The organism is Aliivibrio sp. S2TY2, assembly GCF_028765525.1.
GTDB classification, from domain to species: domain Bacteria; phylum Pseudomonadota; class Gammaproteobacteria; order Enterobacterales; family Vibrionaceae; genus Aliivibrio; species Aliivibrio finisterrensis_A.
In genome coordinates this window covers 317456-343400 of the sequence record NZ_JARACS010000003.1, presented here as the reverse complement: position 1 = coordinate 343400, position 25945 = coordinate 317456, and the positions used below count along the sequence as shown (strand labels likewise).

The 25945-nt window shown below is 38.0% G+C and carries 19 protein-coding genes, 4 tRNA genes, 1 pseudogene and 1 riboswitch; of the genes and pseudogenes, 5 read left to right on the top strand and 19 right to left on the bottom strand.

Annotated elements, in window-relative coordinates; all coding sequences use genetic code 11:
- Positions 1 to 47: 47 nt before the first annotated feature.
- The 13 genes and pseudogenes from nspC to PVK63_RS07890 form a co-directional block, all read right to left on the bottom strand.
- On the bottom strand, positions 48 to 1196 hold the full coding sequence (nspC, locus tag PVK63_RS07950; RefSeq protein ID WP_130086144.1) for a carboxynorspermidine decarboxylase: 1149 nt from the start codon (positions 1194 to 1196) through the stop codon (positions 48 to 50).
- Between the two features lie 65 nt (positions 1197 to 1261).
- A complete protein-coding gene (locus PVK63_RS07945) occupies positions 1262 to 2506 on the bottom strand; it encodes a carboxynorspermidine synthase (RefSeq protein ID WP_130086143.1) in 1245 nt (414 codons plus the stop codon).
- Positions 2506 to 4005 (bottom strand): annotated as a pseudogene (locus PVK63_RS07940) (pyridoxal phosphate-dependent decarboxylase family protein); the annotation flags it as partial. The pseudogene PVK63_RS07940 and the gene PVK63_RS07945, both read right to left, overlap by 1 nt.
- Before the next feature lie 618 nt (positions 4006 to 4623).
- Positions 4624 to 4699: transfer RNA gene (locus PVK63_RS07935), tRNA-Gly, on the bottom strand.
- Positions 4700 to 4731: 32 nt separating this feature from the next.
- A tRNA-Leu gene (locus PVK63_RS07930) sits at positions 4732 to 4818 on the bottom strand.
- A gap of 108 nt (positions 4819 to 4926) precedes the next feature.
- A tRNA-Gly gene (locus PVK63_RS07925) sits at positions 4927 to 5002 on the bottom strand.
- A 22-nt stretch (positions 5003 to 5024) separates the two neighbouring features.
- Positions 5025 to 5098, bottom strand: a tRNA-Cys gene (locus PVK63_RS07920).
- A gap of 317 nt (positions 5099 to 5415) precedes the next feature.
- A complete protein-coding gene (gene pgsA / locus PVK63_RS07915) occupies positions 5416 to 5970 on the bottom strand; it encodes a CDP-diacylglycerol--glycerol-3-phosphate 3-phosphatidyltransferase (protein ID WP_130047417.1) in 555 nt (184 codons plus the stop codon).
- A 45-nt stretch (positions 5971 to 6015) separates the two neighbouring features.
- Positions 6016 to 7842: an excinuclease ABC subunit UvrC gene (uvrC, locus tag PVK63_RS07910; protein WP_130047416.1), complete on the bottom strand. Its 1827-nt coding sequence runs from the start codon at positions 7840 to 7842 to the stop codon at positions 6016 to 6018.
- Positions 7842 to 8486, bottom strand: a complete 645-nt coding sequence (gene uvrY / locus PVK63_RS07905) for a UvrY/SirA/GacA family response regulator transcription factor (RefSeq protein WP_060991346.1) — start codon at positions 8484 to 8486, stop codon at positions 7842 to 7844. Before uvrY ends, uvrC begins: the two co-directional genes overlap by 1 nt.
- Positions 8487 to 8636: 150 nt before the next feature.
- Positions 8637 to 11006, bottom strand: coding sequence for a DNA polymerase II (locus PVK63_RS07900; protein WP_130086141.1), 2370 nt, complete (start codon positions 11004 to 11006; stop codon positions 8637 to 8639).
- Between the two features lie 3 nt (positions 11007 to 11009).
- Complete coding sequence (locus PVK63_RS07895) at positions 11010 to 11786, bottom strand: nucleotidyltransferase domain-containing protein (RefSeq protein ID WP_130086140.1); 777 nt, start codon at positions 11784 to 11786, stop codon at positions 11010 to 11012.
- A gap of 106 nt (positions 11787 to 11892) precedes the next feature.
- On the bottom strand, positions 11893 to 13479 hold the full coding sequence (locus PVK63_RS07890) for a Na+/H+ antiporter NhaC family protein (RefSeq protein WP_130086139.1): 1587 nt from the start codon (positions 13477 to 13479) through the stop codon (positions 11893 to 11895).
- 79 nt (positions 13480 to 13558) lie between these two features.
- A riboswitch (Lysine riboswitch) is annotated at positions 13559 to 13742 on the bottom strand.
- Positions 13743 to 13986: 244 nt separating this feature from the next.
- Here PVK63_RS07890 and PVK63_RS07885 point away from each other — a divergent pair.
- Positions 13987 to 14391: an H-NS family histone-like protein gene (locus PVK63_RS07885; RefSeq protein WP_165367178.1), complete on the top strand. Its 405-nt coding sequence runs from the start codon at positions 13987 to 13989 to the stop codon at positions 14389 to 14391.
- 170 nt (positions 14392 to 14561) lie between these two features.
- On the opposite strand, the gene PVK63_RS07880 is transcribed toward PVK63_RS07885, so the two are convergent.
- Both PVK63_RS07880 and fadR read right to left on the bottom strand, forming a co-directional pair.
- Positions 14562 to 15314 carry a MipA/OmpV family protein gene (locus tag PVK63_RS07880; protein WP_130086137.1) on the bottom strand — a complete coding sequence of 251 codons (753 nt, stop codon included), beginning with the start codon at positions 15312 to 15314 and terminating at the stop codon, positions 14562 to 14564.
- Between the two features lie 245 nt (positions 15315 to 15559).
- Entirely contained in the window at positions 15560 to 16402 is an 843-nt protein-coding gene (fadR, locus tag PVK63_RS07875; protein WP_130086136.1) for a fatty acid metabolism transcriptional regulator FadR, read from the bottom strand.
- 448 nt (positions 16403 to 16850) lie between these two features.
- Here fadR and nhaB point away from each other — a divergent pair, with 448 nt between their 5' ends.
- Together nhaB and dsbB are read left to right on the top strand one after the other, a co-directional pair.
- Positions 16851 to 18446 carry a Na(+)/H(+) antiporter NhaB gene (nhaB, locus tag PVK63_RS07870; protein ID WP_130047409.1) on the top strand — a complete coding sequence of 532 codons (1596 nt, stop codon included), beginning with the start codon at positions 16851 to 16853 and terminating at the stop codon, positions 18444 to 18446.
- Positions 18447 to 18518: 72 nt separating this feature from the next.
- The gene (gene dsbB, locus PVK63_RS07865) at positions 18519 to 19034 is read left to right on the top strand and encodes a disulfide bond formation protein DsbB (protein ID WP_130086135.1); all 516 of its coding nucleotides are present in this window, start codon (positions 18519 to 18521) and stop codon (positions 19032 to 19034) included.
- An 83-nt stretch (positions 19035 to 19117) separates the two neighbouring features.
- Here dsbB and PVK63_RS07860 read toward each other — a convergent pair whose 3' ends face one another.
- Complete coding sequence (locus tag PVK63_RS07860; RefSeq protein WP_130086134.1) at positions 19118 to 19732, bottom strand: SEC-C metal-binding domain-containing protein; 615 nt, start codon at positions 19730 to 19732, stop codon at positions 19118 to 19120.
- A gap of 102 nt (positions 19733 to 19834) precedes the next feature.
- Between PVK63_RS07860 and PVK63_RS07855 the strand changes: the two genes are divergently transcribed.
- Both PVK63_RS07855 and dusC read left to right on the top strand, forming a co-directional pair.
- A complete protein-coding gene (locus tag PVK63_RS07855; protein WP_130086133.1) occupies positions 19835 to 20365 on the top strand; it encodes a type II secretion system protein in 531 nt (176 codons plus the stop codon).
- 55 nt (positions 20366 to 20420) lie between these two features.
- On the top strand, positions 20421 to 21368 hold the full coding sequence (dusC, locus tag PVK63_RS07850) for a tRNA dihydrouridine(16) synthase DusC (protein WP_130047405.1): 948 nt from the start codon (positions 20421 to 20423) through the stop codon (positions 21366 to 21368).
- Positions 21369 to 21394: 26 nt separating this feature from the next.
- Here the strand turns inward: dusC and PVK63_RS07845 are convergent, their stop codons facing one another.
- From PVK63_RS07845 to PVK63_RS07835, 3 genes are all read right to left on the bottom strand, one after another.
- Positions 21395 to 22867 carry a sensor domain-containing diguanylate cyclase gene (locus PVK63_RS07845; protein WP_130086132.1) on the bottom strand — a complete coding sequence of 491 codons (1473 nt, stop codon included), beginning with the start codon at positions 22865 to 22867 and terminating at the stop codon, positions 21395 to 21397.
- A 170-nt stretch (positions 22868 to 23037) separates the two neighbouring features.
- Positions 23038 to 23862 (bottom strand): DUF5718 family protein, encoded by an 825-nt coding sequence (locus PVK63_RS07840; protein ID WP_130086131.1) that lies wholly within the window; start codon positions 23860 to 23862, stop codon positions 23038 to 23040.
- An 85-nt stretch (positions 23863 to 23947) separates the two neighbouring features.
- A complete protein-coding gene (locus tag PVK63_RS07835) occupies positions 23948 to 25891 on the bottom strand; it encodes a DNA topoisomerase III (RefSeq protein WP_130086130.1) in 1944 nt (647 codons plus the stop codon).
- Positions 25892 to 25945: the final 54 nt, after the last annotated feature.

Below are 25945 nucleotides of genomic sequence, written 5' to 3'. Positions count from 1 at the left end.
GTTTGATACTTACACCAATTCCATTAATTATCTGATCTATTTAGAATTTACGAGCTTACCGCCCATTGGGATAAAGAACGTTTAAAATCAGTGTAACCAAACTCATTTAATTTTTCGATCTTTCCTGTTGTACGTTCACAGTACACCGATGGCATTTTCAAACCATTAAACCAGTTTAGCTTCACCATGGTATAACCCGCACTATCCAAAAAATGCAGTTTTTGACCTATTTTTAGTGGTTGCTCAAATTGCGTTTCGCAAAACTGATCGCCAGCTAAACATGAACATGAACCAATAACATAATGGTGCTGCCCCTTCTCTGACGCTTCTAATATTGAGGCTGGCTCATTATAAATTAATGTATCAAGACGATGAGCTTCAGTAGCGGAATCTACAATGGCCGTTTTTTTGCCGTTTTCAACAATATCTACCACACTTACCACTAAGTCTGTCGTTTTGGTAATGATCGCCTCGCCCGGCTCCAGGTATAATTGAACTTGATGTTTTTCAGAAAACGCTTTTAACACCAACGCCAATTTCTCTACATCATAATTAGGCCAAGTAAAGAAGACACCGCCGCCTAAACTAACCCACTCCAAGCCATCCAAGTATGTGCCGAATTTAGCTGAAATAGCCTCTAGCAACGATGAAAATGCATCTACGTCTTTATTCTCACAATTCATGTGAAACATAACGCCATTCAAATTTTCAAACACAAGAGGATCGAGTTGATCAGCTTGTACGCCTAAACGTGAAAATTCACGTGCAGGATTAGCAAGATCTTGCCCTGCATAACTAACCCCTGGATTTAAGCGAAGACCAATCGATGCTTTACCTTCAACTAAGTGGCGATAAGCAGCCAATTGCGACTGCGAATTAAAGATCATCTTATCGCAAATATCGACCACTTCTTTTACATCATCCTCGCTGTAACCCACACTGTACGCATGTGTTTCTCCACCAAAGGTTTCATGGCCTAATTTGACTTCATATGGACCACTGCTAGTTGACCCATCAAGGTAAGGCTTAATGATGTCAAAAACGCCCCATGTTGAAAAACATTTCAATGCTAGTACAAGCTTTACACCAGAAAGATCTTTTAAGCGTTTAGCGACTTCAAGATTAGCGATTAGCTTACCTTCATCAATCATGAAATATGGCGTTTTTAACTCAGTTTTATTTAATTGAGTTGTCATTATTATCTTCTCTAAAAATCGAACAAAGCCAATGTGTAATACATCGGCCTATAAATTATTGATTATTATTTTAGAATATTAATCTTTGGTTGCTCTGGCGTTAACTCTTGCACATGCCAATCTAAACCAATACTTGGCATTGTTTCTAAAAATGGATCGGGGTTTAACTGCTCCATATTAAATACACCGGCATCAGCCCATTCACCACGGAAGAATTGCAGCGCCGCAGTAATCGCTGGCACTCCTGTCGTATAAGAAATCGCTTGGTGCTCTACGTCTTTATACGCAACTTCATGATCAGCATTATTGTAGATAAATACGCTACGCTCTTTTCCGTCTTTTTGGCCTTGCACCCAAGTACCGATACAAGTTAACCCGGTATAACCCGGAGCTAATGAAGTTGGATCGGGTAATAGCGCTTTTAATACATGCAGTGGTTGAACAACTGTACCATCATGCAATGTCAGCGGCTCAGGACTTAACAAACCAATATCGCGCATACAGTTAAAGTAATTTAAATATTGATCACCAAAGCCCATCCAAAATTCAATCCGTTTTGCCGGAATAAACTCTTTCATGGAGCGCACTTCATCATGTGCCATTGAATATACTTTATGGCGACCACAATGTGGGAAATCAAACTCTAGCATACGAGTATGGCAAGGTACTTGTTTCCACTCTTCGTTTTCCCAATAAAAAGAATCACCTTGGATTTCTAGCATGTTGGTTTCAGGATCAAAGTTTGTCGCAAACTTTTTACCGTGATCACCATTGTTAATGTCCATGACATCAATCGTTTCAATCTCATCAAACAAATGCTTAACTGCATACGCAGCAAATACACTGACTACGCCTGGGTCAAAGCCTGCACCTAAAATACCGGTAATGCCTACTTCTTTAAACTTCTGACGATAACTCCACTGCCAATCATAAGCCTCGGGTACTTGTTGTCCCTCTGAGCATAAATCCACTGCGACTGATGTATCTAGGTAAGAAACCTTTGCTTGATAACACGCTTCCATGATTGAAATATTAACCCAAGGAGGACCCGCATTAATAACAAGATCAGGCTTAACTTCTTTAATAAGAGTAACGAGTGCCTCAACGTCATCAGCATTCACAACTTTTGCTTCCAGTTTCTTAGTCGTATCTTTTAAGTTGCTTTTGCCCTTAATTGATTCGATAATTTTTTCACACTTTTCAATTGTGCGAGAAGCAATCGTAATGTCGCCCAGTGTGTCATTATTTTGGGCTGCTTTATGTGCAATAACCCATCCAACACCACCTGCACCAATTTGTAGAATAGACATTATTGTTTTACCCTTATTTTTTCTTGTTCAATTACTAAGTTATCAATTTGCTTCAATAAAGATTCAAAATCTGACATATTCAAACATGGATTTAAGATGGTGAGTTTTAACGCGACATTATGATTAACGATCGTTTCGCCTAAAACGGCTATACCACGCGTTAACGCTTCTAGCCTGACCGTTTTATTTAGATCATCTAACTCTTTGACCGTTGTACTTTTAGAGCGGAATAATACGGTTGAAAGTGATGGTTCTGCCAGTAACTCAAACCGATCATTATTTTGAATTAAGGTTGCAACTTGCTTGGCTTGAATTAGCAGATGGTCATACATTTGTCCTAATTGTTCTGCCCCTACATTTTGCATTGTCATAAACACTTTTAAGGCGTCAAAACGTCTTGTTGTCGCGATGGATTTATCGACCAAATTGGGCAGTTCATCATCTTCACGATTTAGATAATCAGCATGATGTCGTAGATAACCGAAATTAGATTTATCTTTTATTAAGATCGCACCACAACTGACAGTTTGATAAAACAATTTATGAAAATCGACACTAAGAGAATCAGCATGTTCAATACCCGTTAATCGCCGCTTGTCCTGACTTAATATTAACGCTCCACCATAAGCGGCATCTACATGAAACCACATACCTTCAGCCTGTGCTATGGAAGACAACGTAGATAAATCATCAATAGCCCCATGATCTGTTGTACCAGCGGTCCCCACTAAAACAAACGGAATTAACCCTTCTGCTTTCAATTCACCAAGTGTTTCCTCTAATGAATTGATATCAATAGTGCCATTTGAATGTGTTTCAACACAGCATACAGAACGCTCACCTAACCCTAATAAAGAGGCCGATTTTTGTACGGTGAAATGTGATTTTTTAGAACATATTATGCGTAATTTATTTGAATACTCTGGTAAGCCCATTTTTTGAATTGAATGTTGGCTTATTTTGTCAGCTATCCAATCACGAGCGAGTAATAATCCCATTAAGTTACTTTGCGTACCACCACTGGTAAATACGCCATCAGAGCACATACCTAACTGGTATTTCTCACATACCCAATCGATTACCTTTTGTTCTACATAGGTTGCTGACGAAGCTTGATCCCAAGAATCCATTGATTGATTAAGCGCTGCAATCATCGCTTCGGCAGCGATAGATGAAAGTAATGGCGGAGTATGAAGATGCGCAATACAGTTTGGATGCTGAACAAATATTGAGTTTTTAACAACTAACTCTGTTGTTCTATCAATAACATGTCGTAGATCTGATGGTTCACTATCTAGATTTACGCTTTGAATGGCTTTTTCAATCAGCTCAGGCTTTACTCCTGAATACGGTGATTGTACTTTTTCAAATACTGCAGCTAATGTCCGATTGGTATGATTCAACATAGAAAGAAATTCATCGCTGCCCCCCTCACCTGTTTGAATAAAATATTTTTGCCATTTTTCCTTCTGGCTAGGCTCTTTTTGACTATTTTCTTCTACGAATTGAGTTGATAAATGCGATACAGAAATAACAGTATTCGCATCGATAAGTGTGCTCATTTTTATAACCCTGAAAACTCGTTTTCTTTATACTTCTGTGATCTCTAGTTAGGCCTATATGCATTGATATAGTCTAAATAAGAAATTTAAGATGTGGAAATGCTGTCCATAGCATGATAGATATGGATTGATATATGCCATAAAGACAGTAAGTTTTTAAAGGATCAAGGCTCGGTGATGCTTCCTGTTTCTAATACAGGGCATAATGGAAGTATTAAGCAGATTTGAGTGTGTAATTTAAATGTATTCAATGTTGGGTTTCCCATAAATATGACGTTTCCGTCACTAGTATCCCTTCTATCAACAAGCTTTTGTTGATACCTACCCTACGTATTCACTCTTTAAGTTTTAGACAAATATAAAGGTAAAACGCGTCTCCCCCAGAACAGTTCCGAGATTGTGAAGAAAAATAACACAGCTGTTCATATTTTGGAAATTTTTATTCATAATCATGAAATTGATACGCAAAAACAATTATTTCTGGCGGAGCTTGCCGCTTTTTATCTTGCTTTAAACGTAAAAAAGCCTGCTCATTTCTGAACAGGCTTTCTTGTTTGGAGCGACACACGAGGTTCGAACTCGTGACCTCAACCTTGGCAAGGTTGCGCTCTACCAGCTGAGCTAGTGTCGCATGCTATATTTTTCAATATAGACTTTTATCGATGGTGCCCCGGGCCGGACTTGAACCGGCACAGCGCGAACGCCGAGGGATTTTAAATCCCTTGTGTCTACCAATTCCACCACCAGGGCACGCAATTCTTTATTGCGATGCTCCTAACCAATGTGTTCTAAAAAGAACGGTTAGACACCATCTTTAAAACAGTCTGCCAATGTTACGTGACTGCCTTTTACAAAATCTGGAGCGACACACGAGGCTCGAACTCGTGACCTCAACCTTGGCAAGGTTGCGCTCTACCAGCTGAGCTAGTGTCGCAAAGTCATCTCTAAAAAGAGATTGGAGGCGCCTCCCGGAGTCGAACCGAGGTCCACGGATTTGCAATCCGCTGCATAGCCACTCTGCCAAGGCGCCAATGTATCCTCAATTGGCTAGCTGCTTATTTACTGCCTTCCTCTTGGGTACGGGATGCATTCTACTGAATCAGAACTTAGAGTCAACACTATTTTTCTGTTTTTGTTCCGTTTGGATAAAATGCGATCAAAATGAATATAAAACAAACGAAAAGATGTGTTTCTTGGCACAGATAACACTAGATAAGTTAAAAAATAAGCTCTAATCATTCCAATTAAGAGACAACAAAAGTAAGGAATATCAATTCACTATAAAAAACGAAATGCATTAACATAAAAAAAGCGAACCTAAGTTCGCTTTTCATATATTTAATTCAATCAATCGTCTGCATTAAGCAAATCATCTTTCGCAGCAGCCAAGTATTGGATCATAGACCAGTACGTTAGAATAGTTGCGACATACAAAGCAACATAACCAACCCAAATCATCCAATCATCATAGCGCCAAATTAGCACCCATAGTGCAAACATTTGAGAAACTGTTTTTACTTTACCAACCCAAGAAACAGCAACACTGGCTCTTTTTCCAATCTCTGCCATCCACTCTCTCAAGGCAGAAATAATCAGTTCACGCCCAATCATAGTGATGGCTGGAATTGTCACCCAAATCGAATGATAATGCTCTGTTATCAAAATTAAAGCAGCAGCTACCATAACTTTATCAGCCACTGGATCTAAAAAAGCACCAAAGCGAGAAGTTTGGCCTAACTTTCTTGCTAATAGCCCATCAAGCCAATCAGTAAAACCTGCAACCCAAAAAACCATTGCAGCGGCAAAAGCCGACCATTCATAAGGCAGATAGAAAACAACAACAAACACTGGAATAAGTGCAAGTCGGATAAACGTGAGTATATTTGGTATCGTTAATCGCATAATAATTCTTTAGTTTTGGTCCGCTGGGCCTATGGTGCGCTTTTTTTATCCGTGTTTCAACGCATCCTGTATTTTTTCTGCCAAAGAACGGCTAATGCCGGGGACTTTGGCTATTTCTTCAACACTTGCACTTTTTAATTCTTGTAGACCACCTAAATACTGCAATAATGCTTGTCTTCGTTTTGGACCAACACCGTCAATGTTTTGCAATGTACTGGTTTTCCTCACTTTAGCTCGTTGAGCTCTGTGTCCACTAATTGCATGATTATGACTTTCATCCCTAATATGCTGTATTAAGTGTAACGCAGGAGAATCACTTGGCATAGAAAACTCTTCACCAGATACTTTGACTAATGTTTCAAGCCCATGTTTACGTGTTACACCTTTGGCTATACCTAACAACAATGGTTGCTTTGGCCAATCAACCCAATGCTTAGAAATGACTTCATAAGCTCGGTTTAATTGCCCTTTCCCTCCATCAATAAAAACAATATCAGGAATTTTATCTACATCAAGCTGCTTACTATAACGACGCTCAAGCACTTGAGCCATTGCAGCGTAATCATCGCCTCCTGTAATACCTGTTATATTATAACGTCGATACTCTGCTTTTACTGGTCCTTCCTGATTAAACACAACACAAGAAGCAACGGTTTTCTCCCCCATAGTATGACTAATATCAAAACATTCCATTCGTTGAATTGAATTTAACGACAGTGCTTCTTCTAATTGCTTAAAGCGTTGATGAATCGTTAACTTATGGTTTGATTTACTGGTTAGTGCCGTCAATGCATTGGTATCAGCTAACTTTAAATAGCGCCCTTTCATTCCTTTAGGGTTTAACTGAAATTGTACTTTACGACCAGAAAGCTCGGTTAATGCTTGCTCTAGTCCTTTTTCATCAAACTCAAAACTGGTTACAACACGATTAGGAATGGTTCGCCCTTGTGAGTGATTCAAATAATACTGAGTTAAAAAACTTGAAAACACTTCCTCTTTATCTGTCTTAGCCGGTATTTTAGGAAAAAAACTTCTGCTTCCAAGTATCTTACCTTGTCGGATCATTAATAAGTGTATGCAAGCCAAGCCATTTTCAATAGCAAAACCTAATACATCCAAATCATCACCGCTGTCGTCTGATACGTATTGCTGCTCTTGCATACGTCTCATTGCTTGAATTTGATCACGAATAATCGCAGCCTTTTCAAATTTAAGCGATTGACTTGCCTCTTCCATTTGTTCTACAAGAGTTTGAATCACCTGCCGATCTTTGCCTTGTAAAAACAAACGAATAAACTCGGTTTGCTCTTTATATTCATCGTCACTCACAATGCCTTTTACACACGGTGCTAAACAACGACCAATTTGGTGCATTAGGCAAGGACGAGCACGATTCGAATAAACAGAATCTTCACACTGACGAATAGGAAACAACTTTTGAATTAAGTGGAGGCTTTCTCGTACCGCTCCAGAATCAGGATATGGCCCAAAATATTCCCCTTTCTTTCGTTTCGTACCACGGTGGATTGAGATCCTAGGATGCTTATGGTTTGAAATAAAGATATAAGGATAAGATTTATCATCTCGCAGTAACACATTATATTTAGGCAAATATTGCTTGATATAATTATGCTCAAGAATAAGAGCTTCCGTCTCAGTATGGGTTACCGTCACATCAATATGATCAATATGACTGACTAAGGCTTTGGTTTTTTCAGATGGGATATTGCTACGAAAATAGCTAGATAATCGTTTTTTTAAGTCTTTTGCTTTACCAACATAAATAACCTCAGCCTCGGTGTTATACATACGATAAACACCGGGCTGATGTGTTACAGACTTTAAAAAAGCATTTGAATCAAAAGAAGGCACTAAAGCGTCTCAGCATCTAAAATACCATGACGAATAGCAAGATGGGTTAATTCAACATCCCCACTTATATTCAATTTACTGAATAAACGATAGCGATAGCTGTTTACCGTTTTAGGGCTTAAGTTTAATTGCTCGGAAATATCCGTCACTTTTTCGCCTTTGGTAATCATCATCATAATCTGCAATTCACGCTCTGAAAGCTCCTTGAATGGATTTTCAGAATCAGGTGTAAATTGACTTAATGCCATTTGTTGCGCGATTTCTGGTGATAAGTAACGCTGACCACTCTGAACCATACGAATGGCATTAACCATTTCGTCCGGACCAGCCCCTTTTGTTAAGTAACCAGCAGCTCCGGCTTGCATTACTTTTGTTGGGAATGGATTTTCAGTATGAATAGTTAATACGATTACTTTCATATCTGGGTTGAAGCGTAAAATCTTTTTCGTGGCTTCTAAGCCACCAATACCAGGCATGTTCATATCCATTAGGACAATATCTGCCTGCTCTGTTCGACACCATTTTACGGCGTCTTCACCGCTGTGAGCTTCCCCTACTACTTTAATTCCACGGACGTCTTCAAGAATACGTCGAATCCCTGTGCGAACCAGCTCATGATCATCTACAAGGAAAACTTTAATCACAACTGACACTCCGATATAAATCTACTGCAACCTCACTTGAGGTTAATTTCAGTACCTATTTTACCTTAAAAAATAAGACTGTCGCATATTGATTATGCGTTAGGACGCAAATTTTTACTATTAAAAATCTATTGACTTTATAAGTGATTGTTAAAACAAACCTAATTGCGATGCTGATAGCTCAGAAAAATCCAAACCAATAAAAGGCAGTATCCCATCAGCAATTGGTTTTAGTTGTTTTTCAACATAATGGTCATAATCGACCGGATTTTTTCTATATTCAATTGGCTCAGGACCTGCTGTTGTTATCACATACTCAATCCAACCACCATATTGATATTGAGCAGGTTTACCCGCTTGTTGATTATAATAATCTGCTAATCGAGCAGCTTTAACATGAGGCGGTACATTTTTTTGGTAATCGTCTAATTTTCTTCTAAGGCGCTTGCGATAAATAAGTTGTTCGTCCAGTCGTCCTGATTTTGTATCGTCAACATACTTACGAACATACTCTTTTACCTCTTGCTGATGGAATACTTTGTCAAAAAGCACTTTTTGAAAAGTTTGTGATAAAGGAGTCCAGTCAGTACGAACGGTCTCTAACCCTTTAAAAACCATTTTCTCTACGCCATCTTTTCGGATTAAACCTGCATATCGCTTTTTTGATCCTGTTTCAGAACCACGAATAGTAGGCATTAAAAAAGTACGGTAGTGGGTTTCATATTCAAGCTCTAGTGAAGACTCTATGGCGTAAGTCAAAAGTAAGTATTCGCTCCACCACTCATTAATATGTTTCACTAAATCATGTCCAATTCTGTCAGCCTCTTTAGAAGATACTTTTTGTCCTAATGTGACAAATGTTGAATCCGTATCACCATAGATTACCTCATAGCCTTTCTCTTCTATCAACTCACGAGTGGTTTTCATGATCTCATGCCCTCTCATCGTAATAGAAGAGGCCAAGCGATGATCAAAAAAACGACAGCCTGACGAGCCTAAAACCCCATAGAAAGAGTTCATGATAATTTTTATCGCTTGAGAAAATGCTTTCTCATCATTCTTTTTAGCGACATCTCGTGCTGACCATAAAGATTCAATTAAACTCGGTAAGAAATGCTTTGTTCGATGAAAACGTCCACCTCTAAAGCCATCAATCGCTTGATCTTTTTCTATTCCAACTTCCTGCTTTAACCCCTCTATAAGACCGAGAGGATCAATCCGAAACGTTCTAATTATTGAAGGGTAAAGTGATTTAAAATCGAGCACCAATACAGAGTCATATAACCCTGGTTTTGAATTCATCACATAGCCACCAGGGCTAGCAATCCAATTTTCACTTTCAAGATTAGGCGCAATATAGCCCGAGCGATGCAACCTTGGTAAATATAAGTTTGTAAATGCAGCAACAGAACCACCAACGCGATCCAGCTCTACCCCTGTTAGTTTTGTTCTTTCAATCGCAAACTCTAACAAATGGGTTTTATCAAAAATTCGTGATACTAAAATACAATCTTGAAGATTATAATTGGCAAGCGCTTGCTTATCTTCTCGATACATACGGTTAATTTCACCCATACGATCGCTTGGATCATGAATTGATTTACCTTCATTAAGTAACTCTTGCGCAACATTCTCTAGAGACCAACTCGAAAAGTGATAAGTCGCTGTTTTTAAAGCATCAATACCATCAAGAACCACTCGACCAGGAAACGAAAGAAAACCTTGCTGGCGATTCTTATCTGAATCCCGCCAATACAAATTACTGTTACTTCGCCCTAATCGAAATGAGAGGTTATGCCATTTAGCACGCTGAATAAGCAAACGAAAATCAAAATTAACGACATTCCAGCCAATAACGATATCGGGGTCAAAGGTTTGAAACCAACGCTCTAATGCAAGTAATAATGCTTTTTCATTTTCTACCCATTCAATTGATAACTCAGTTTCTTCTGGTTTTCCAACCATAATGATACGAGTGTCTAAGTCGCTATGTAGGGCAACGGAATACAGAATACCTTTTTCAGAACACTCTATATCCAATGATACTTTACTGAAAGACGGGGTTACCTCGGCGGCTTTAATTTTGACATTTCGATACTCAATATGGTTTTTTCGTTGTATAGAAGTTCCTATAAAAGAAAGCCCTCCACAGATAAATCGCTCCATTAAATAGCGATCAGCTAATCTAATATCGTTTTCAAAAATGGGTAATTCGGCTTGCTCAAAATACTGAGCGACTTGACGCTTTTGATGTGTGCTTGTGAAATAAATAGCAGTGACGGCTTGATGATGAAAAGTACTTAATTGTGTTTCTTTAAGTGTGTATGAGATCTGTTGGCTATGTAAAACACGCTTATACTCAGATAAACGCTCTGTCAAAATAAAAGCGACAGCAAGTTCACTCTCAATTAAAAGATGAGCAATATGGTTATCACACTTAACCCATAAATCGACCAAGCTTTGTGAGTTTATTTCTTTGTTTTGTCGAGTAAGTAAAAAGCCTGTCTGATGTGAATTCAATCTTTAGCCTATTCTTCTTTCTATTTTATTAAATTCACTAACAACCCAACCACCAAACTCTTGTAATAAAGCGATGGTTGAGCGTTTTGGTATTTTACGTCCCTTCAATAACATAACAACACGTTCAATTTCCGTTTGTTTTTCTGGGTAATACTCTAAAAATTTTCTTGCACATAATATAGGGTGATCATACCAACCTTTATCTTTATGCATAACCAAAGAATAACAACTACGTAATAGCTTTTTAGCGATCGTTTTTTGCAGCTCAACTTGAAGATCAATGTCTTGGCTAGCTAAGATTTTTTTCGTGTAAGCATCTAACCACTCTTCAATATCCATATTCATATTCTTAGCAATTTCCCAACTTGGTTCAAAATCACCAAATCGAGTCGATAAATCATCGCCAAAAATACATACACAGCAATGACGAAGCCAAAAACCCCAACTAAAAATAGATTCAAGTTGTAATACATCGTTTGTTTCACCGATATTAAATGTCACGCCAGTAATTTGTGGATATTTAGATTGAAAACGTATTTTTATTGTATTTATTAAGGTTTGCTCTTTATTTGTTAACGGTACGGTGGTTATTAAGGTTACGTCTAAATTTGAACGTGTTGGAATTGCTTCACGTCGTGCCACACTGCCATATAGGTAAATACTATGAACCGATTTAGGGGCTGCTGAGCGAATATGCAGAATGAGATCTCGAATGACAGGTTCAAACTCTATTTGAAAAGGAGAATGTTTATCAATAATAGGTAAAGTATAACGAGACACAAAGAACTCCAATCATAAATAACTTAATGTAATGATCGCGACTTCATGAATAAAAAGCAATAAAAAACCGGCCATATAGACCGGTTTGTTTATATAATAATTAACACTATGCTGTAACTGCACGTTTTTTGGACAGAACCATTAAACCACCACATACACAGATGAATGCGGCTGTTGCTGCTATAAAGGCAATTAACACAGAAGCGGTAAAGCCAAGAGCAATATAACCAACAGCAGAAACCCCTGCAATTGAAAGCGCATAAGGTAATTGTGTAGCTACGTGGTCAATATGGCTACAACGAGCACCAGTAGAAGACAGAATCGTTGTATCTGAAATTGGAGAACAATGATCACCAAATACAGAACCCGCTAATACCGCACCTAGCATTGGCAAAATAAGAGCAATGTCTGTCGCACCTGCCATGTCACCTGCAATTGGTAACATGATACCGAATGTACCCCATGATGTACCTGTACTAAATGCCATCAAACCTGATAGTAAAAATAGGATAACGGGGATCCAGTGAATACCAATACTGCCTTGCGCTAAACTAGATAAGTAAGAGCCAGTTTGCATATCACCAATTACAGAACCAATTGTCCATGCAAAGAAAAGGATCAAAATAGCACCGAACATTGACTTCGCACCAATCCACATTGTCATACCAATGTCTCTTGGAGAGATACCTTGACGGAAAACAGTGATAAGCGCAGAGCCTAGACCGATTAATCCACCGTAACACAATGACGCGCCAACATTCGTATTTTCAAAAGCACCAAGAATATTAAATTCTTTACCGTCAGCAATTAATGCTTGTCCGCCGGTATAAATCATAAAGAATACCGTTGCGACAATTAACGTAATGATAGGGAAAATAAGATCAGACACTTTACCCGTTTCACTTTCCGTAATATTCAGTTCTTCGTTTAAATCTTTAGATTCTTTATTAACTGTTTGATCATCAAAACCATTACCACGAGCGGCTTCATTTTCATGATCGCGCATTGGCCCTACATCAAGTTGGAACCAAACTACTGCAAACACCATTAATAAAGCAAAGACTGCATAGAAGTTCATTGGAATTAAACGAACATACGCACCTAGTGCAGAGTATTCAGTAACACCATGCGACACCAAAATACCACCAATAATAGTAATGATGTACGCACCCCAACTTGATGCTGGCATTAATACACACATAGGGGCAGCAGTTGAGTCAAGGATATAAGCTAGCTTTGCTCTTGATACATAAAAACGGTCAGTTACAGGGCGGGATATTGAACCAACAGCTAAGCTATTAAAATAATCATCAACAAAAATGAAAACACCAAGGAAGGCGGCAAGAAGTTTCGCACCACGCTTGCTTTTAATTCTTGTCTGAGCCCACTCAGCAAAAGCGCGAGTACCACCAGAAAGAGTCAGAAGCGCAGTTGTCATTCCCAATAAAATAAGGAAAGCAACAATACTCATGTTCCAGCTATTAATTGCGCCATCATCGATGAACACGCCTTTAACAGAAGTAAATACATAAGAAGCGGTACCAGAAATAGAATAATTAGACAGCAAAATTGCGCCTAAAACGATACCAACACCAAGAGAAAGTAAAACTCGGCGAGTTAAAATTGCTAAACCCAATGCGATTAATGGGGGCAATATTGATATCGGAGAATTTGAAAAATCAGCTAAGTTCATGATCTACAACAACCAGTTTGGTTGGAGATCTACTGTTGATACGGCAATGCCGTTAAAGGAAGTGAATGTTAAAACAATTCCCCACAGTAGCGCTCCATAGTTAAAAAATAAAATTGACTATGGCAGTGTTATTCCTTTTCGAAATAACCCCAGCTAACACGTCTGATTAACGTAATTAACTTCGGCACTGACTCCTTTCGATTGCTGTCATCAGAATCACCCTCTAACAATCTACTCTTAGGCAATGCGCCTCTACCCGTTTAGGTGAAAGTCATTGTACGGACTGAACACAATTTTGCAATACTATATCTGAGTATTTTAACATTAACTCATCACTACGGTCAGAATGAGATACTTTATCTTGGCGAATAGTCTACAAATGTATTATTAAATCTCACTTTTAATATTTCTATCACTATCAAATTATTATTTCTTTATTGGAAAGTTTGTTATATTATTTTCTTGTTATATAATAAATGTATTATCAAAATAATTATGGAATCAATCATGTCTGATACAATTAAAACACTATTAAACCTACGTAGCCTTCGTGTATTATCTCGTGAAATGACACTAGAGCAACTAGAAGAAGCTCTTGAGAAATTACAATCAGTTGTTGCTGAACGCCAAGAATCTGAAGCTGAAGAACGCTCTCAACTTGCTGAAAAACAAGCAAAACTTGAAGAGTTCCGTCAAATGATGCTTGAAAGTGGTATCGCTCCAGAAGACCTACTAGATACTATGTCTTCTACTACTGTTAAAACAAAACAAAAACGTGCACCTCGCCCTGCAAAATACAAATTCTTAGATCATGCTGGCGCAGAAAAAACGTGGACAGGCCAAGGTCGTACTCCATCAGCACTACAAACTCAACTAGATGCAGGTAAAGCACTAGAAGATTTCTTAATCTAAGATTAATATGCTTTTGATTCAAAAAAAGCCACTCATTGAAGTGGCTTTTTTATTACTACTACTTACTTTTTTTTCATAAAAGTATTCGATTAAATTGTTTCAAAATTTTAATCATATCAATACTCTTTAATTAAAATGCTTCGTTATTGGTATTCAACACATTACTTGCTCTAAAATACATACGCTATACCAACATTACCCGTCGTACTTGCCGTGTGTTCTATCATTGAACTCTTTTCTAAATTGCCTTCTAAGTTCACATATCGAAGACCACCAGTTACACGAATATTTGACGTTAAATGAAAATAAGTAGATAAGCCAACAAAGAATTGTCCATCCCAATCAGCATCAAATTCTTCAATACCACTTCGTTGCGCCTCTTCAGCAGACACGCCATATAAATGATTATTTAGGCGCTCACTATTATATGAGTAACCCAGTGACGGAGTAATTGCCCAGCCCTTTCTTCGAATTGGTAATTTCCATACTGCTTCTGCATAAATTCCATTATGCGTATTACCAATATCTGATCCTGCACCTATTTCAAATAAGCCAATATGAGTAATTGCTTGATAAGTAACACCTCCTAAAATAGTTGCTTTACGTTCATCCAATTTCTGCATTTGAATATTATCGGAATCTTCAGGCTTAAAGGTACGTGGGTCATAAACAAAACGAAGAATAATATTTTGAGGTGTTCCTACAGGGTAAAGACGATATCCACCGCTAAAACCACGTAAAAAAAGGTGCTCTCCCTCATAACCAACAACTGGAATTACCGTTGTATTTGAAGGAGTTTCTTTATAAAAAGAAGGCGAATAGGCTGCTGCTGCACCAATCGACCATTGAGAAATATTTGCACTTACGTTAGCAGCAGCAACTAATGCTGCTCCAACAATCAATCCATTTACGAGTTTATTCACGATAAAAACCTTTTTATTACTTTGTATATTTTAAACACTCTAGAACATAACAAAGACACCATACAGCACGTCGTACCATTTTAACAGTTTTTTAGGTTTATTTTGTAAATTAATCGTGAAAATACAATTATTGAACTCAAATAAAATAACAATCAGTATTAGTTATCCCTTCATTTATCTTCAAATTTCAGATATAAAAAAAGCAGGCTTTTATAGCCTGCTTTTTTATATTTTTAGCTAATAAATTAACTATCATCTTCTCTAAAGTTACTTGGTAAGTTCAGTTTCATCTCATTCCAAATAAGATTACCTTCCATACCATATTGACGCATTCTTGGCATTACTGCGTCTTTTCTTTCTTCTTCACAAATTTGTTTTAAATCACGGTAAAATTGTAACGCAAGTTCACGTGCTTCTGGGTTTGAAAAGTAATAACTACCAACCCGTGCATATAGCTTTTTAAGTCCGTTAAAAATTAGTCCATAAATTTGGTTTCCAGATTTAAAAGCCACGCCTTGAAATAACATATAATCGTAATAATTAAATGTTTTAGCGATTAAGATTTCTTCACGCTTAGCAGGATCTTTTTCATTATCTTCTTTTACTTCAGCTTTAATTTTAGCGCCAAAAGGTGACTCTTCGATAAATGCATTCCAACTTTCAGCCGCTAAAAGTTGATCGCATGAATCAATAACACGGTCAAGAGTACGCAATGAACCTTCTTTATTAGCTTTAAAGGCTTGTCTCATGAATATACAACTAATATTAGTTCGAGCGGCTAATAAGTCTTCTACGATTGATGTCGCATTGTTCGCATCAACCAATGTCATTAACGTATCTAAAATATGAAGACCCGATGTCTCCATATAATTATTTACCTTCGTTGGCTTACCATGTTGAATTGTTAACCAACCATCACGAGCTAAACGCTGAAGAACTTCACGCAATGTTGTTCTAGTCACACCTATAAGCTCAGAAAGCTCACGCTCAGCGGGCAAAATCGACCCTGGTGGGAAACGACCGTTCCAAATACTTTCAATAATGTATTTTTCAGCAAATGCTGCTGGACTTTTAGCCTTAATAACCATACAAGTTTACAATCCAATCTTTATATAAAATAACTTCACTCATCATACCACCAGTTCAATAAATTCTTAACCACTTATTAATTTAACTCTCAATGTAGAAACATTTGCTCTATTTCTTAACCCTTACTTACCTTGAACAATCAAGCAGTAGCTATCTTTTTTTTATCGCTTTCTATCAGTTTTACTCATAAAACCGAGCAAAGGCACATTTTGATCAATTTACCTCTTTTCGAATATTGACTATTAATGATTTAAGAGTAAAGTTCAGGCGTTTGGTATAAGGGCGGATTTATATAGGTAGTTATTTGGCAAAGCAGTAAGGTATTTTTTGTTGTTTTTCTAAATAGTTGTTTATCTTTCAAAAAAAATAATACGTTAGGCGATTATTATCAACTTCCTACACCTCCTTATGTTTATAGAATCAATGTAATAATCTAGAGAGCATCACATGTCTATTTCACTAGGGAATGCATTTATCAAAAACTTTCTTGGTAAAGCCCCCGACTGGTACAAAATTGCAATACTGTCATTTTTAGTTATTAACCCTTTTGTATTTTTCCTAATCGACCCATTTACTGCTGGTTGGTTATTGGTTATTGAGTTCATTTTCACACTGGCAATGGCTCTTAAATGTTACCCATTACAGCCAGGTGGTCTACTTGCCATCGAAGCGATTGCAATAGGAATGACAAGCCCTGAACAAGTAAAACATGAACTTGTGGCTAATATTGAAGTATTACTTTTACTTGTCTTTATGGTTGCTGGTATTTATTTCATGAAGCAATTGCTTCTATTTATCTTTACCAAAATTTTGATTGGCATAAAATCGAAAGCAGCTCTTTCTGTTGCATTCTGCTTTACTGCTGCTTTCTTATCCGCGTTCCTTGATGCTTTAACCGTTATTGCTGTTGTTATCAGTGTTGCTGTTGGCTTCTATGCTATTTATCACCGAGTGGCTTCTGGTCAAGGTGGTACTCCAAGCCACGATCATACATGTGATTCAAATGTAACCGATGAACTGACTCGTGATGACCTTGAAAACTACCGTGCATTTTTACGCAGTCTTCTTATGCATGCAGGTGTGGGTACTGCACTTGGTGGCGTAATGACCATGGTAGGCGAACCTCAAAACTTAATCATTGCAGATCAAGCTGGTTGGATGTTTGGTGAATTCATTATTCGTATGCTACCAATCACTGCCCCTGTATTTATTTGTGGTATGTTAACGTGTTTTGTCGTTGAGAAATTAGGCATCTGTGGCTACGGTGCAAAACTTCCAGAAAACGTACGTAAAATTCTAGAAGAATACGATGCGGAAGAAAGCAAAAACCGCACAAATATCGATAACGCTAAATTAATCATCCAAGGTTTAATTGCAGTATGGTTAATTGTAGCACTTGCTATGCACCTTGCAGCTGTTGGCCTAATTGGTCTATCTGTTATCATTTTAGCGACGGCATTCACTGGTGTTATTGAAGAGCACTCAATGGGTAAAGCGTTTGAAGAAGCATTACCATTTACCTCACTGCTTGCTGTATTCTTCGCGGTTGTTGCGGTAATCATTGATCAAGAGCTATTTAAACCTATTATCGACGCTGTACTTGCAGTTGAAGATAAAGGCACTCAACTTGCGCTTTTCTATGTTGCGAACGGTTTACTGTCAATGGTATCGGATAACGTATTCGTAGGTACCGTTTACATTAATGAAGTAAAATCGGCATTATTAGATGGTGCGATTACTCGTGATCAATTTGATCTATTAGCGGTAGCGATCAATACAGGTACTAACTTACCTTCTGTTGCGACACCAAATGGTCAAGCGGCATTCTTGTTCCTATTAACATCAGCTCTAGCACCGTTAATTCAATTATCATACGGTCGTATGGTATGGATGGCATTGCCATATACGATTGTCTTGGCTCTTGTTGGCTTATTCGGTATTGTATTCTTCCTTGAACCAATGACTGCAATGTTCTACGATTTAGGCTGGATCACACCAGGTGCAATTGAAAGTGCAACTTCTGCGGTTTCTAGTGGTCATTAAGAAGGTATAATCACTTTTGATATGAAAGGCTCTGTTTATACGGAGCCTTTATTTTTTATTAAGGAATAATTAATGCAAGCCCTCAACCATTTCTCCCGCATTCGCTTATCTTGGCTGCTATTGCTTCTTTGTATCGCTGCTTTTGAAGCTGCAGCTCTTACTTTTCAACACGTCATGAAATTACCACCTTGTGTAATGTGTATTTATGAACGTGTTGCTATGATGGGAATTGGTGGTGCCGCAATTATTGGATTATTAAACCCAAATAATCTCATTATTCGCTGGTGTGGTTTTGTTGCTTGGGGGATCAGTGCAGGATGGGGATTAAAGCTCGCTCTTCAACATGTGGATTTCCAATTAAACCCATCACCTTTCGCTACCTGCGATTTATTCGTCACCTTCCCTTCATGGGCACCACTCAACAAATGGGCACCATGGATGTTTGAAGCGTATGGTGACTGCAGTAAAATTGTATGGCAATTCTTAACGTTAACTATGCCTCAATGGTTAGTTATTATCTTTGCTGGTAACTTAGTGGCTTTGGCTATTTTTGTTGTCGCTCAATTTTTTAATAAGAAATCAGCCTAACAACCTTTTGATTTAACACAAAAAAGCCATCAATCAGTTGATGGCTTTTTTATTCTATTTTTTACTAAGAAATAGCTTCGTGTTTATTTACCACAACACTTCTTAAACTTCTTACCGCTTTCGCACGGGCAAGCATCATTACGGCCCACATCTTTATATGGATTTACCTTTTGGCCTTTATAGCCAATTTGGTATTCATCCGCAGCCATTGCTACTTCTTGTATCATAAAATCAATTTTCGGTAACATCTGCTCTAGCGTTGGTGGCGTATCAATTCCTGTTTCAGCCATTTGACGATGAGTTTCTTTTTCATCAACGGCAAGCATCATAGTCGTCAGTAATGCAGACAACATTCGCATCGTACCATCCGCTACTTGAAGATCTGCCCATAACTCTTCAACCGTTGGCCATAGCGTCATAAAGCCTTCAGCAAATTCTGCTACATCATCAAGATTATCAAAATTTACAACCTCAGTGACTTCATATTCATGACGCTTTAGTAATGTGTATTGATGCTCTATTTGCTGAGATACTGGTTTTAGTATTGCTTGTACATTATCAGCACCAACCAAGTCGCTTAACCACACTTCAGGGTCTAATGGCTTGGTTGCCATATTTGCAGCAAGTACCGCTCCTTCAAGAAAGAGGCCAGAGCAGTTCAAATCAACACCATCTAGTGCAATTAATTGATACTTCATTATTTATTCACTTCCGAAATTAAGTTTTCGGCGTAGTATAGCGCAAATAATTATTAGAGCCTAAGTGCCGTTATTATTAATTTTTTGCTGTCGAGAAATATTATGAAAAAAAACCGAGGATTTACCCTAATTGAATTAATTGTTGTTATTGTAATTTTAGGAATTTTAGCTGTGATTGCCGCGCCAAAATTTTTAAATTTGCAAGATGATGCCCATGAGTCTAGAGCTGATGGTGTTTTTTCTGCCTTTACTGCCGCGGTGAGTATGTATCATGGCGCTTGGATTCTGCAAGGTGAACCATCAGCAAGTTCTGCTGTTGGTGTTACTTTCGCTGATGAAACTATTTACCCATCAAATGAAGGTTTTCCATTAGGTACCACTTATCATGGTAAAATTACAGGTGAAGGTTGTGGTGAACTTTGGAATGCATTATTAAATCAAGAATTAACTATCGAACCTTATAATACTTTTACTAATATTAACGCTGATATTCAATATGGTTATACAAACGCTGGTGAATGTTTCTATTCATATGTTAGCGATTATAATAATGGAACCTCTACCGGAAATGAGCTTTTCTATTCTCCAAGTACAGGGGAAACATATGTCAAACCATATAACAAATCAAAATAAGTGACATAGCCCCCCTTTCCCCCTACAATCCCACCTCCAATAAAAGAGGTGGGATATGCAAGTAATACTAGGCCCGATGGAGGGCGTACTCGATCACTTAATGCGTGAGCTATTAACCGAGATTAATGACTATGATTTCTGCGTTACTGAGTTTGTTCGCATCGTAGACCAGTTGTTACCTCCACACGTGTTCCACCGTATCAGTCCAGAACTACTCAATGGCAGTAAAACACAATCAGGCACTCCTATCCGCGTACAACTATTAGGACAAGAGCCTAATTGGATGGCAGAAAATGCCGTACGTGCTATTGAACTCGGCTCTGATGGTATTGATCTTAACTTTGGTTGCCCAGCAAAAGCGGTAAACAAAAGTCGAGGTGGTGCTGCGCTATTAAAAGATCCTGAATTAATTTATCAGATCGTAAAATCGTGTCGTGATGCCGTTCCAAGTGATAAAAAAGTCACAGCGAAGATCCGCTTAGGTTGGGAAAATCCAGAAGAGTGCTTTGCTATTTCTGATGCGATAAAACAAGCTGGCGCAAGCGAGCTAACCATTCACGCAAGAACTAAAGTTGATGGTTACCGCGCAGAAGAAATAAAGTGGGATTACATTAACCAAGTTCGTCAAAAAGTTGATATCCCAATTATCGCAAACGGTGAGATTTGGAACTATGAAGATGGACAACGTTGTATTGCAGCAACAGGTATTGATTCATTAATGGTGTGTCGTGGCGCATTCAACATTCCTAACTTAGGTAATGTTGTAAAACACAATCACACTAAGATGCCATGGCCAGAAGTGATCGCACTTTTAATTCATTATTCAAAATTACAAATGGCAGGTGACAAAGGCCAGTATTATTCAAACCGAGTAAAACAATGGTTAGTTTATCTTCGCCAAGAATACACTGAGGCAAAGGACATTTTTATGGATATTCGAAGCCATAAAAAATCAGACCCTATCGTTGCAAGACTACACCAAGAGCTAGAAAAAGTAAGCTAACTCTTTAAAACAAATATAAACCGAGTTTATGAAAAATACACTCGGTTTTTACCATCTTGTTTTGCTTTATAAAGAAGATCATCTGCTTTTTTGATGACATGCTCAAATGAGAAGTCTTGTTGAGAATCAATTACTGCAACACCACCAGAGACAGTAAAGCCACCTTTCACCACTTTACCAGAAGAGTCTTGAATAGATTTTCTCACTCTCTCGCAAATATTTTCCAAACTGGCTCTTGATTCTGCATTAATACAAATCACAAACTCTTCACCACCAAATCGTGAAACAATGTCGCTATCACGAACACTTTTATTCAGAATTTTGGCGACATATATAATCGCCTCATCGCCCACATCATGACCAAATACATCATTAATTTGTTTAAAATCATCAATATCATACAAAGCAAAACCAACATACTTCTTAACCACCCGATCTTGTAAGCTCATTTCAAAGCCTCGACGGTTGTACAAGCCCGTCATTGGATCTTGCTTTGCTAAGTCGCGATAATAGCGCTGAGATAAATGAGTTTGATAATAAAACATCGATAAAACAGCAAGAATATAGGTTACAAATATCAAGGTTAACGATTTAATGTCGTGGGTCAAAAAACTAATTAGTTCTTCTTTTATTGAGCTTTTGTAATATAGAAAGTAGGTAAAATTAGTATCCGCAAGTGTCACTGGCTGCATAAAACGATACTGTTCAAATCGTTCATATTGATCACTCTCTAATAGCTGAATATGCTTTGAAACATCATTATTTGAACGTAACAACTTCTCAACCGACAAATCAATAACTAATACCCCCTTAAAGAAGTCTTTATAATAGATCGGTGTAGAAAAGGTGAGAACTTCTAAACCATCAAAAAAAGCATCGGTATAAGGTGGTGTAAAGGTGATATGTTTTTGATTTTTATTCTTCATACTGTTTTTCCAGTATGGTCGAGAATAGATAGTGTCTAATGTCTGTTTCGTTAAATTTTCTGCGATTTGCTTTGGTGATGAAATAATATAATCGTATTTGGAGATAAAGTAGATACCATGAAGATACTTTTCATAATCATGGATAAAAGAAATAACGGGGGCAAGAATTACCTTCTTAGAGGCAATCTCATGAAGCTCGGAGTTTGGTTCACACAACGCTTCAGAACCTGCAATACTGTAATCTAAACGGCTATTTGGTACAGAAACATCTTGATTCGCCATTACTGCACTTTGATCATTACTCGGACGAATAACACAAAGACCAGCCTGTTCATCTAATTCAAAATTATGATTATAGAAACCACCTGAGCTTTGTTTGTAAAGCTGAGATAAGTTGTAATCAAGCGAAATCATTACTTTAATTGAACGCTGTAGAGAATCAATAATACGATCATACTCTCGGTTTACTTGTCGTTGAACCGACCCAATATGATTATCTAAAACAATGCTTAGCAACAACACTAAAAATAGTGTTGGTATAATAAAGATATGTTTTAAATTAGATTTCGGCATATATAAATTATTTAACAGAAAATGAACAGACCATATTACCTATTTCTTTGCTGAATATCTCGCAAAAACACTTCTTTTTACATTTAACTGACAGTGATACCAATACCAGTAATTAGATAATATATTTATGCTTGGTATTGGTATTAATTTCGACAAGAAACATTCAGTTACTAGCGAACCATTTGAGAAAGTACAGAGATACCAGACTTAGAGAATGCTTTTGAAGTCACCATATTTTCAATCTCTTGTGAGTCATAGCGTTCACCGTCATAAACCACAACAATACTTTCATCTCCTGATTGTAAGAAGTTAGCTTCGCCAAACTCCGTGTATCGTGTCGCTCCAATACTAATAACCGCTTGTTCTGGATAATTTGCATTAGATAAATATAAAGCTAGATTTTCAGCGGGACCTTCATCTTTCTGGTTATTCATTCGGTCAATCATCCACTCACTCAATTGTTCATGAAAATAACTGTAATCAATCGCAGCACTGTCTTCTCCATATCGATTCATTTGACCGTTACGAATATGAAAACTTGCAATACGGTAGGAGTCTAGCTCACATCCTTTAGTGAACGAAGTTAACCCAATAAAATCTTGTGAGATCCCTTTGGTATTTTCACCCCAGTTTTTCTTCTCACTTATCTTTTTTGCATTGGGCTTTCTAATTGAACAATCATTGTATGCCGCAAACTTCACAGGGGTTAAGGCCACCACTTTATTGTCTTGATAAGTGATATCAAACACAATCGCAACTTCTGGTTCAATTTGCAGGTTATCAGCATCATTAGGTGGAATAATAGAATCAGACGACAAAGGATATTGAGATAAGAATCCTGCTTGTTGTGATGGGATATAAAATGGAAACAGTGCTTTTGGTTGAATGGCATTTTCAACTTTCACATTTAAAAAATCAGTTGCTTCCCCTGCTTGCTCCAGATGCCCAGCAAAGTTACCTGCTACACCAAAACCCACTGCATGTTTAAATGTCATATTGCCTTCTTAATTATTCTAAAAGTAACGTTAAGAAGGCACCTTAATTTATTCTTTAATTCTGTTCGATGATACGGATCTAATTTTATGATTTCTTTGCTTTTCTACGACGTTTAAATTGCGGTTTTGTCGGGCTTTTCAACGTTTTTAATGATTCTGGTACCGGACCTTGCTGAACCCTTTGCATAAAGTTTAAGACTTTAGTTTCTAATTCAGACATAAAAGGACGATATGCACAGGTTCTTTCTGTCATTCCTTGTAGCTGAAACTCCCAATGAGCCGTCATATCTGGGTAAGTCGCCTCATTCGGTAACGCATTAATCAAGCCTTTTCCGGCCTCACTCGCATGAATATTTTTACCATTGCGAGTTAATAGTTGGCGTTTAAATAAAGTATCTAATATCCCTGCTCGTGTGGCCTCGGTTCCTAATCCATCCGTATCTCTTAGGATCTTTTTCAGCTCTTTATCTTCAACAAAACGAGCGATTCCTGTCATGGCTTGTAATAAAGTTGCTTCAGTAAAATACTTAGGAGGCTCCGTCATCTTGTGTTTTATTTCACCTTCACGACACGTATGTACTTCGCCTTTTTTAAGCGGAGGAACTTTATTCGCTACATCATCATCGCCATTTTGCGCTTGAGTTTTACCCAGCAATACTCGCCAGCCTGCAAACAACATCTGCTTGCCTTTGGCTGCAAAGACGCCCCCTGCAATATCAAACACCAACTCCGCTTCTGCGTAAACCGCAGCAGGATAAAACTGCATTAAATACTGACGGGCTATTAAGTGATAAACCTTCTCTTCAAGCCCAGAAAGTCCTGCCGAACCACTCGATTTTGGGGTTGGAATAATCGCATGGTGAGCATCTACTTTACTGTCATTCCATGCTCGTGATTTCAACGTTAAATCGGCATTGCTTACGGCGCTAGATAATTGCTTATCGTTATTACCAATTGCAGCGCATACTTGTTCACGCTGCTTATAATGATCTTTGGGTAAATGACGGCTGTCTGAGCGTGGATAAGTAATTAATTTGTGCTTTTCATATAAAGCCTGACACGCATCTAATACTTGCTGTGCACTTAGGTTGTAACGTTTTGAAGCATCTATTTGTAATGACGATAACGAATAAGGTAAAGGCGCATTTTGCTTGGTTTCTTTATTTTCAGCTTTAGTGACGGTTGCTGGTTGATTCTCAATTCTCTGAGCTACGTTTTCGACCAATTTCAGACTGAGCACGCGCCCTTCTTCGTCTTGCCATTGCTGACACGCTTCACTTGGCTTCCACTTCGCTCGAATATCAAACGCTTGTCCGTCATTCAACTGAGGATTTTGATAAGGAATTAATGCGTCTAAGGTGAAATATGCTTTAGGAACAAAATTAGCAATCTCTTCATCACGGCGAGTCACTAAACCTAATACAGGCGTTTGTACACGGCCTACGGATAAGACACCTTGATAACCACCACGTTGACCTAATAAGGTATAAGCGCGTGTCATGTTCATACCATACAACCAATCGGCACGAGAGCGTGCTAAAGCTGAAATAGAGAGAGGAATAAACTCTTGGTTACTTCGCATTGACGTTAATGCACGTTTTACTGCCGGTAAATTTAAATCGCTGATTAATAACCGTTGAGTTGCGGCTTTTTTCGTTTTAGACAGTTTTAAATAATCCAAAACTTCATCAACTAATAACTGTCCTTCTCTATCAGGATCACCCGCGTGAACCACTTGAGAAGCGGTTTTCAATAACTTTCGGATCACCGTTAATTGTTTGCTCGACGATTTTCTTGGACGAAGTTGCCACTGTTCAGGAACAATAGGTAAATGCTCCATACGCCACGATTTGTATTTATCATCATAAGCATCAGGCTCAACTTGCTCTAATAGGTGACCAATACACCAAGTTACAATGTCGCCATTGCCACATTCTATGTAGCCTTGTTGATTCTTCTGTGGCTTTGCTAGGCCTGCGGCAATCGCTCGACCTAAACTCGGTTTTTCTGCAATAAATAATCGTGACATAAAAAAGTGCTGATGTTGTGAATAACATCAGCACTATACCTGTGTAAATAGACA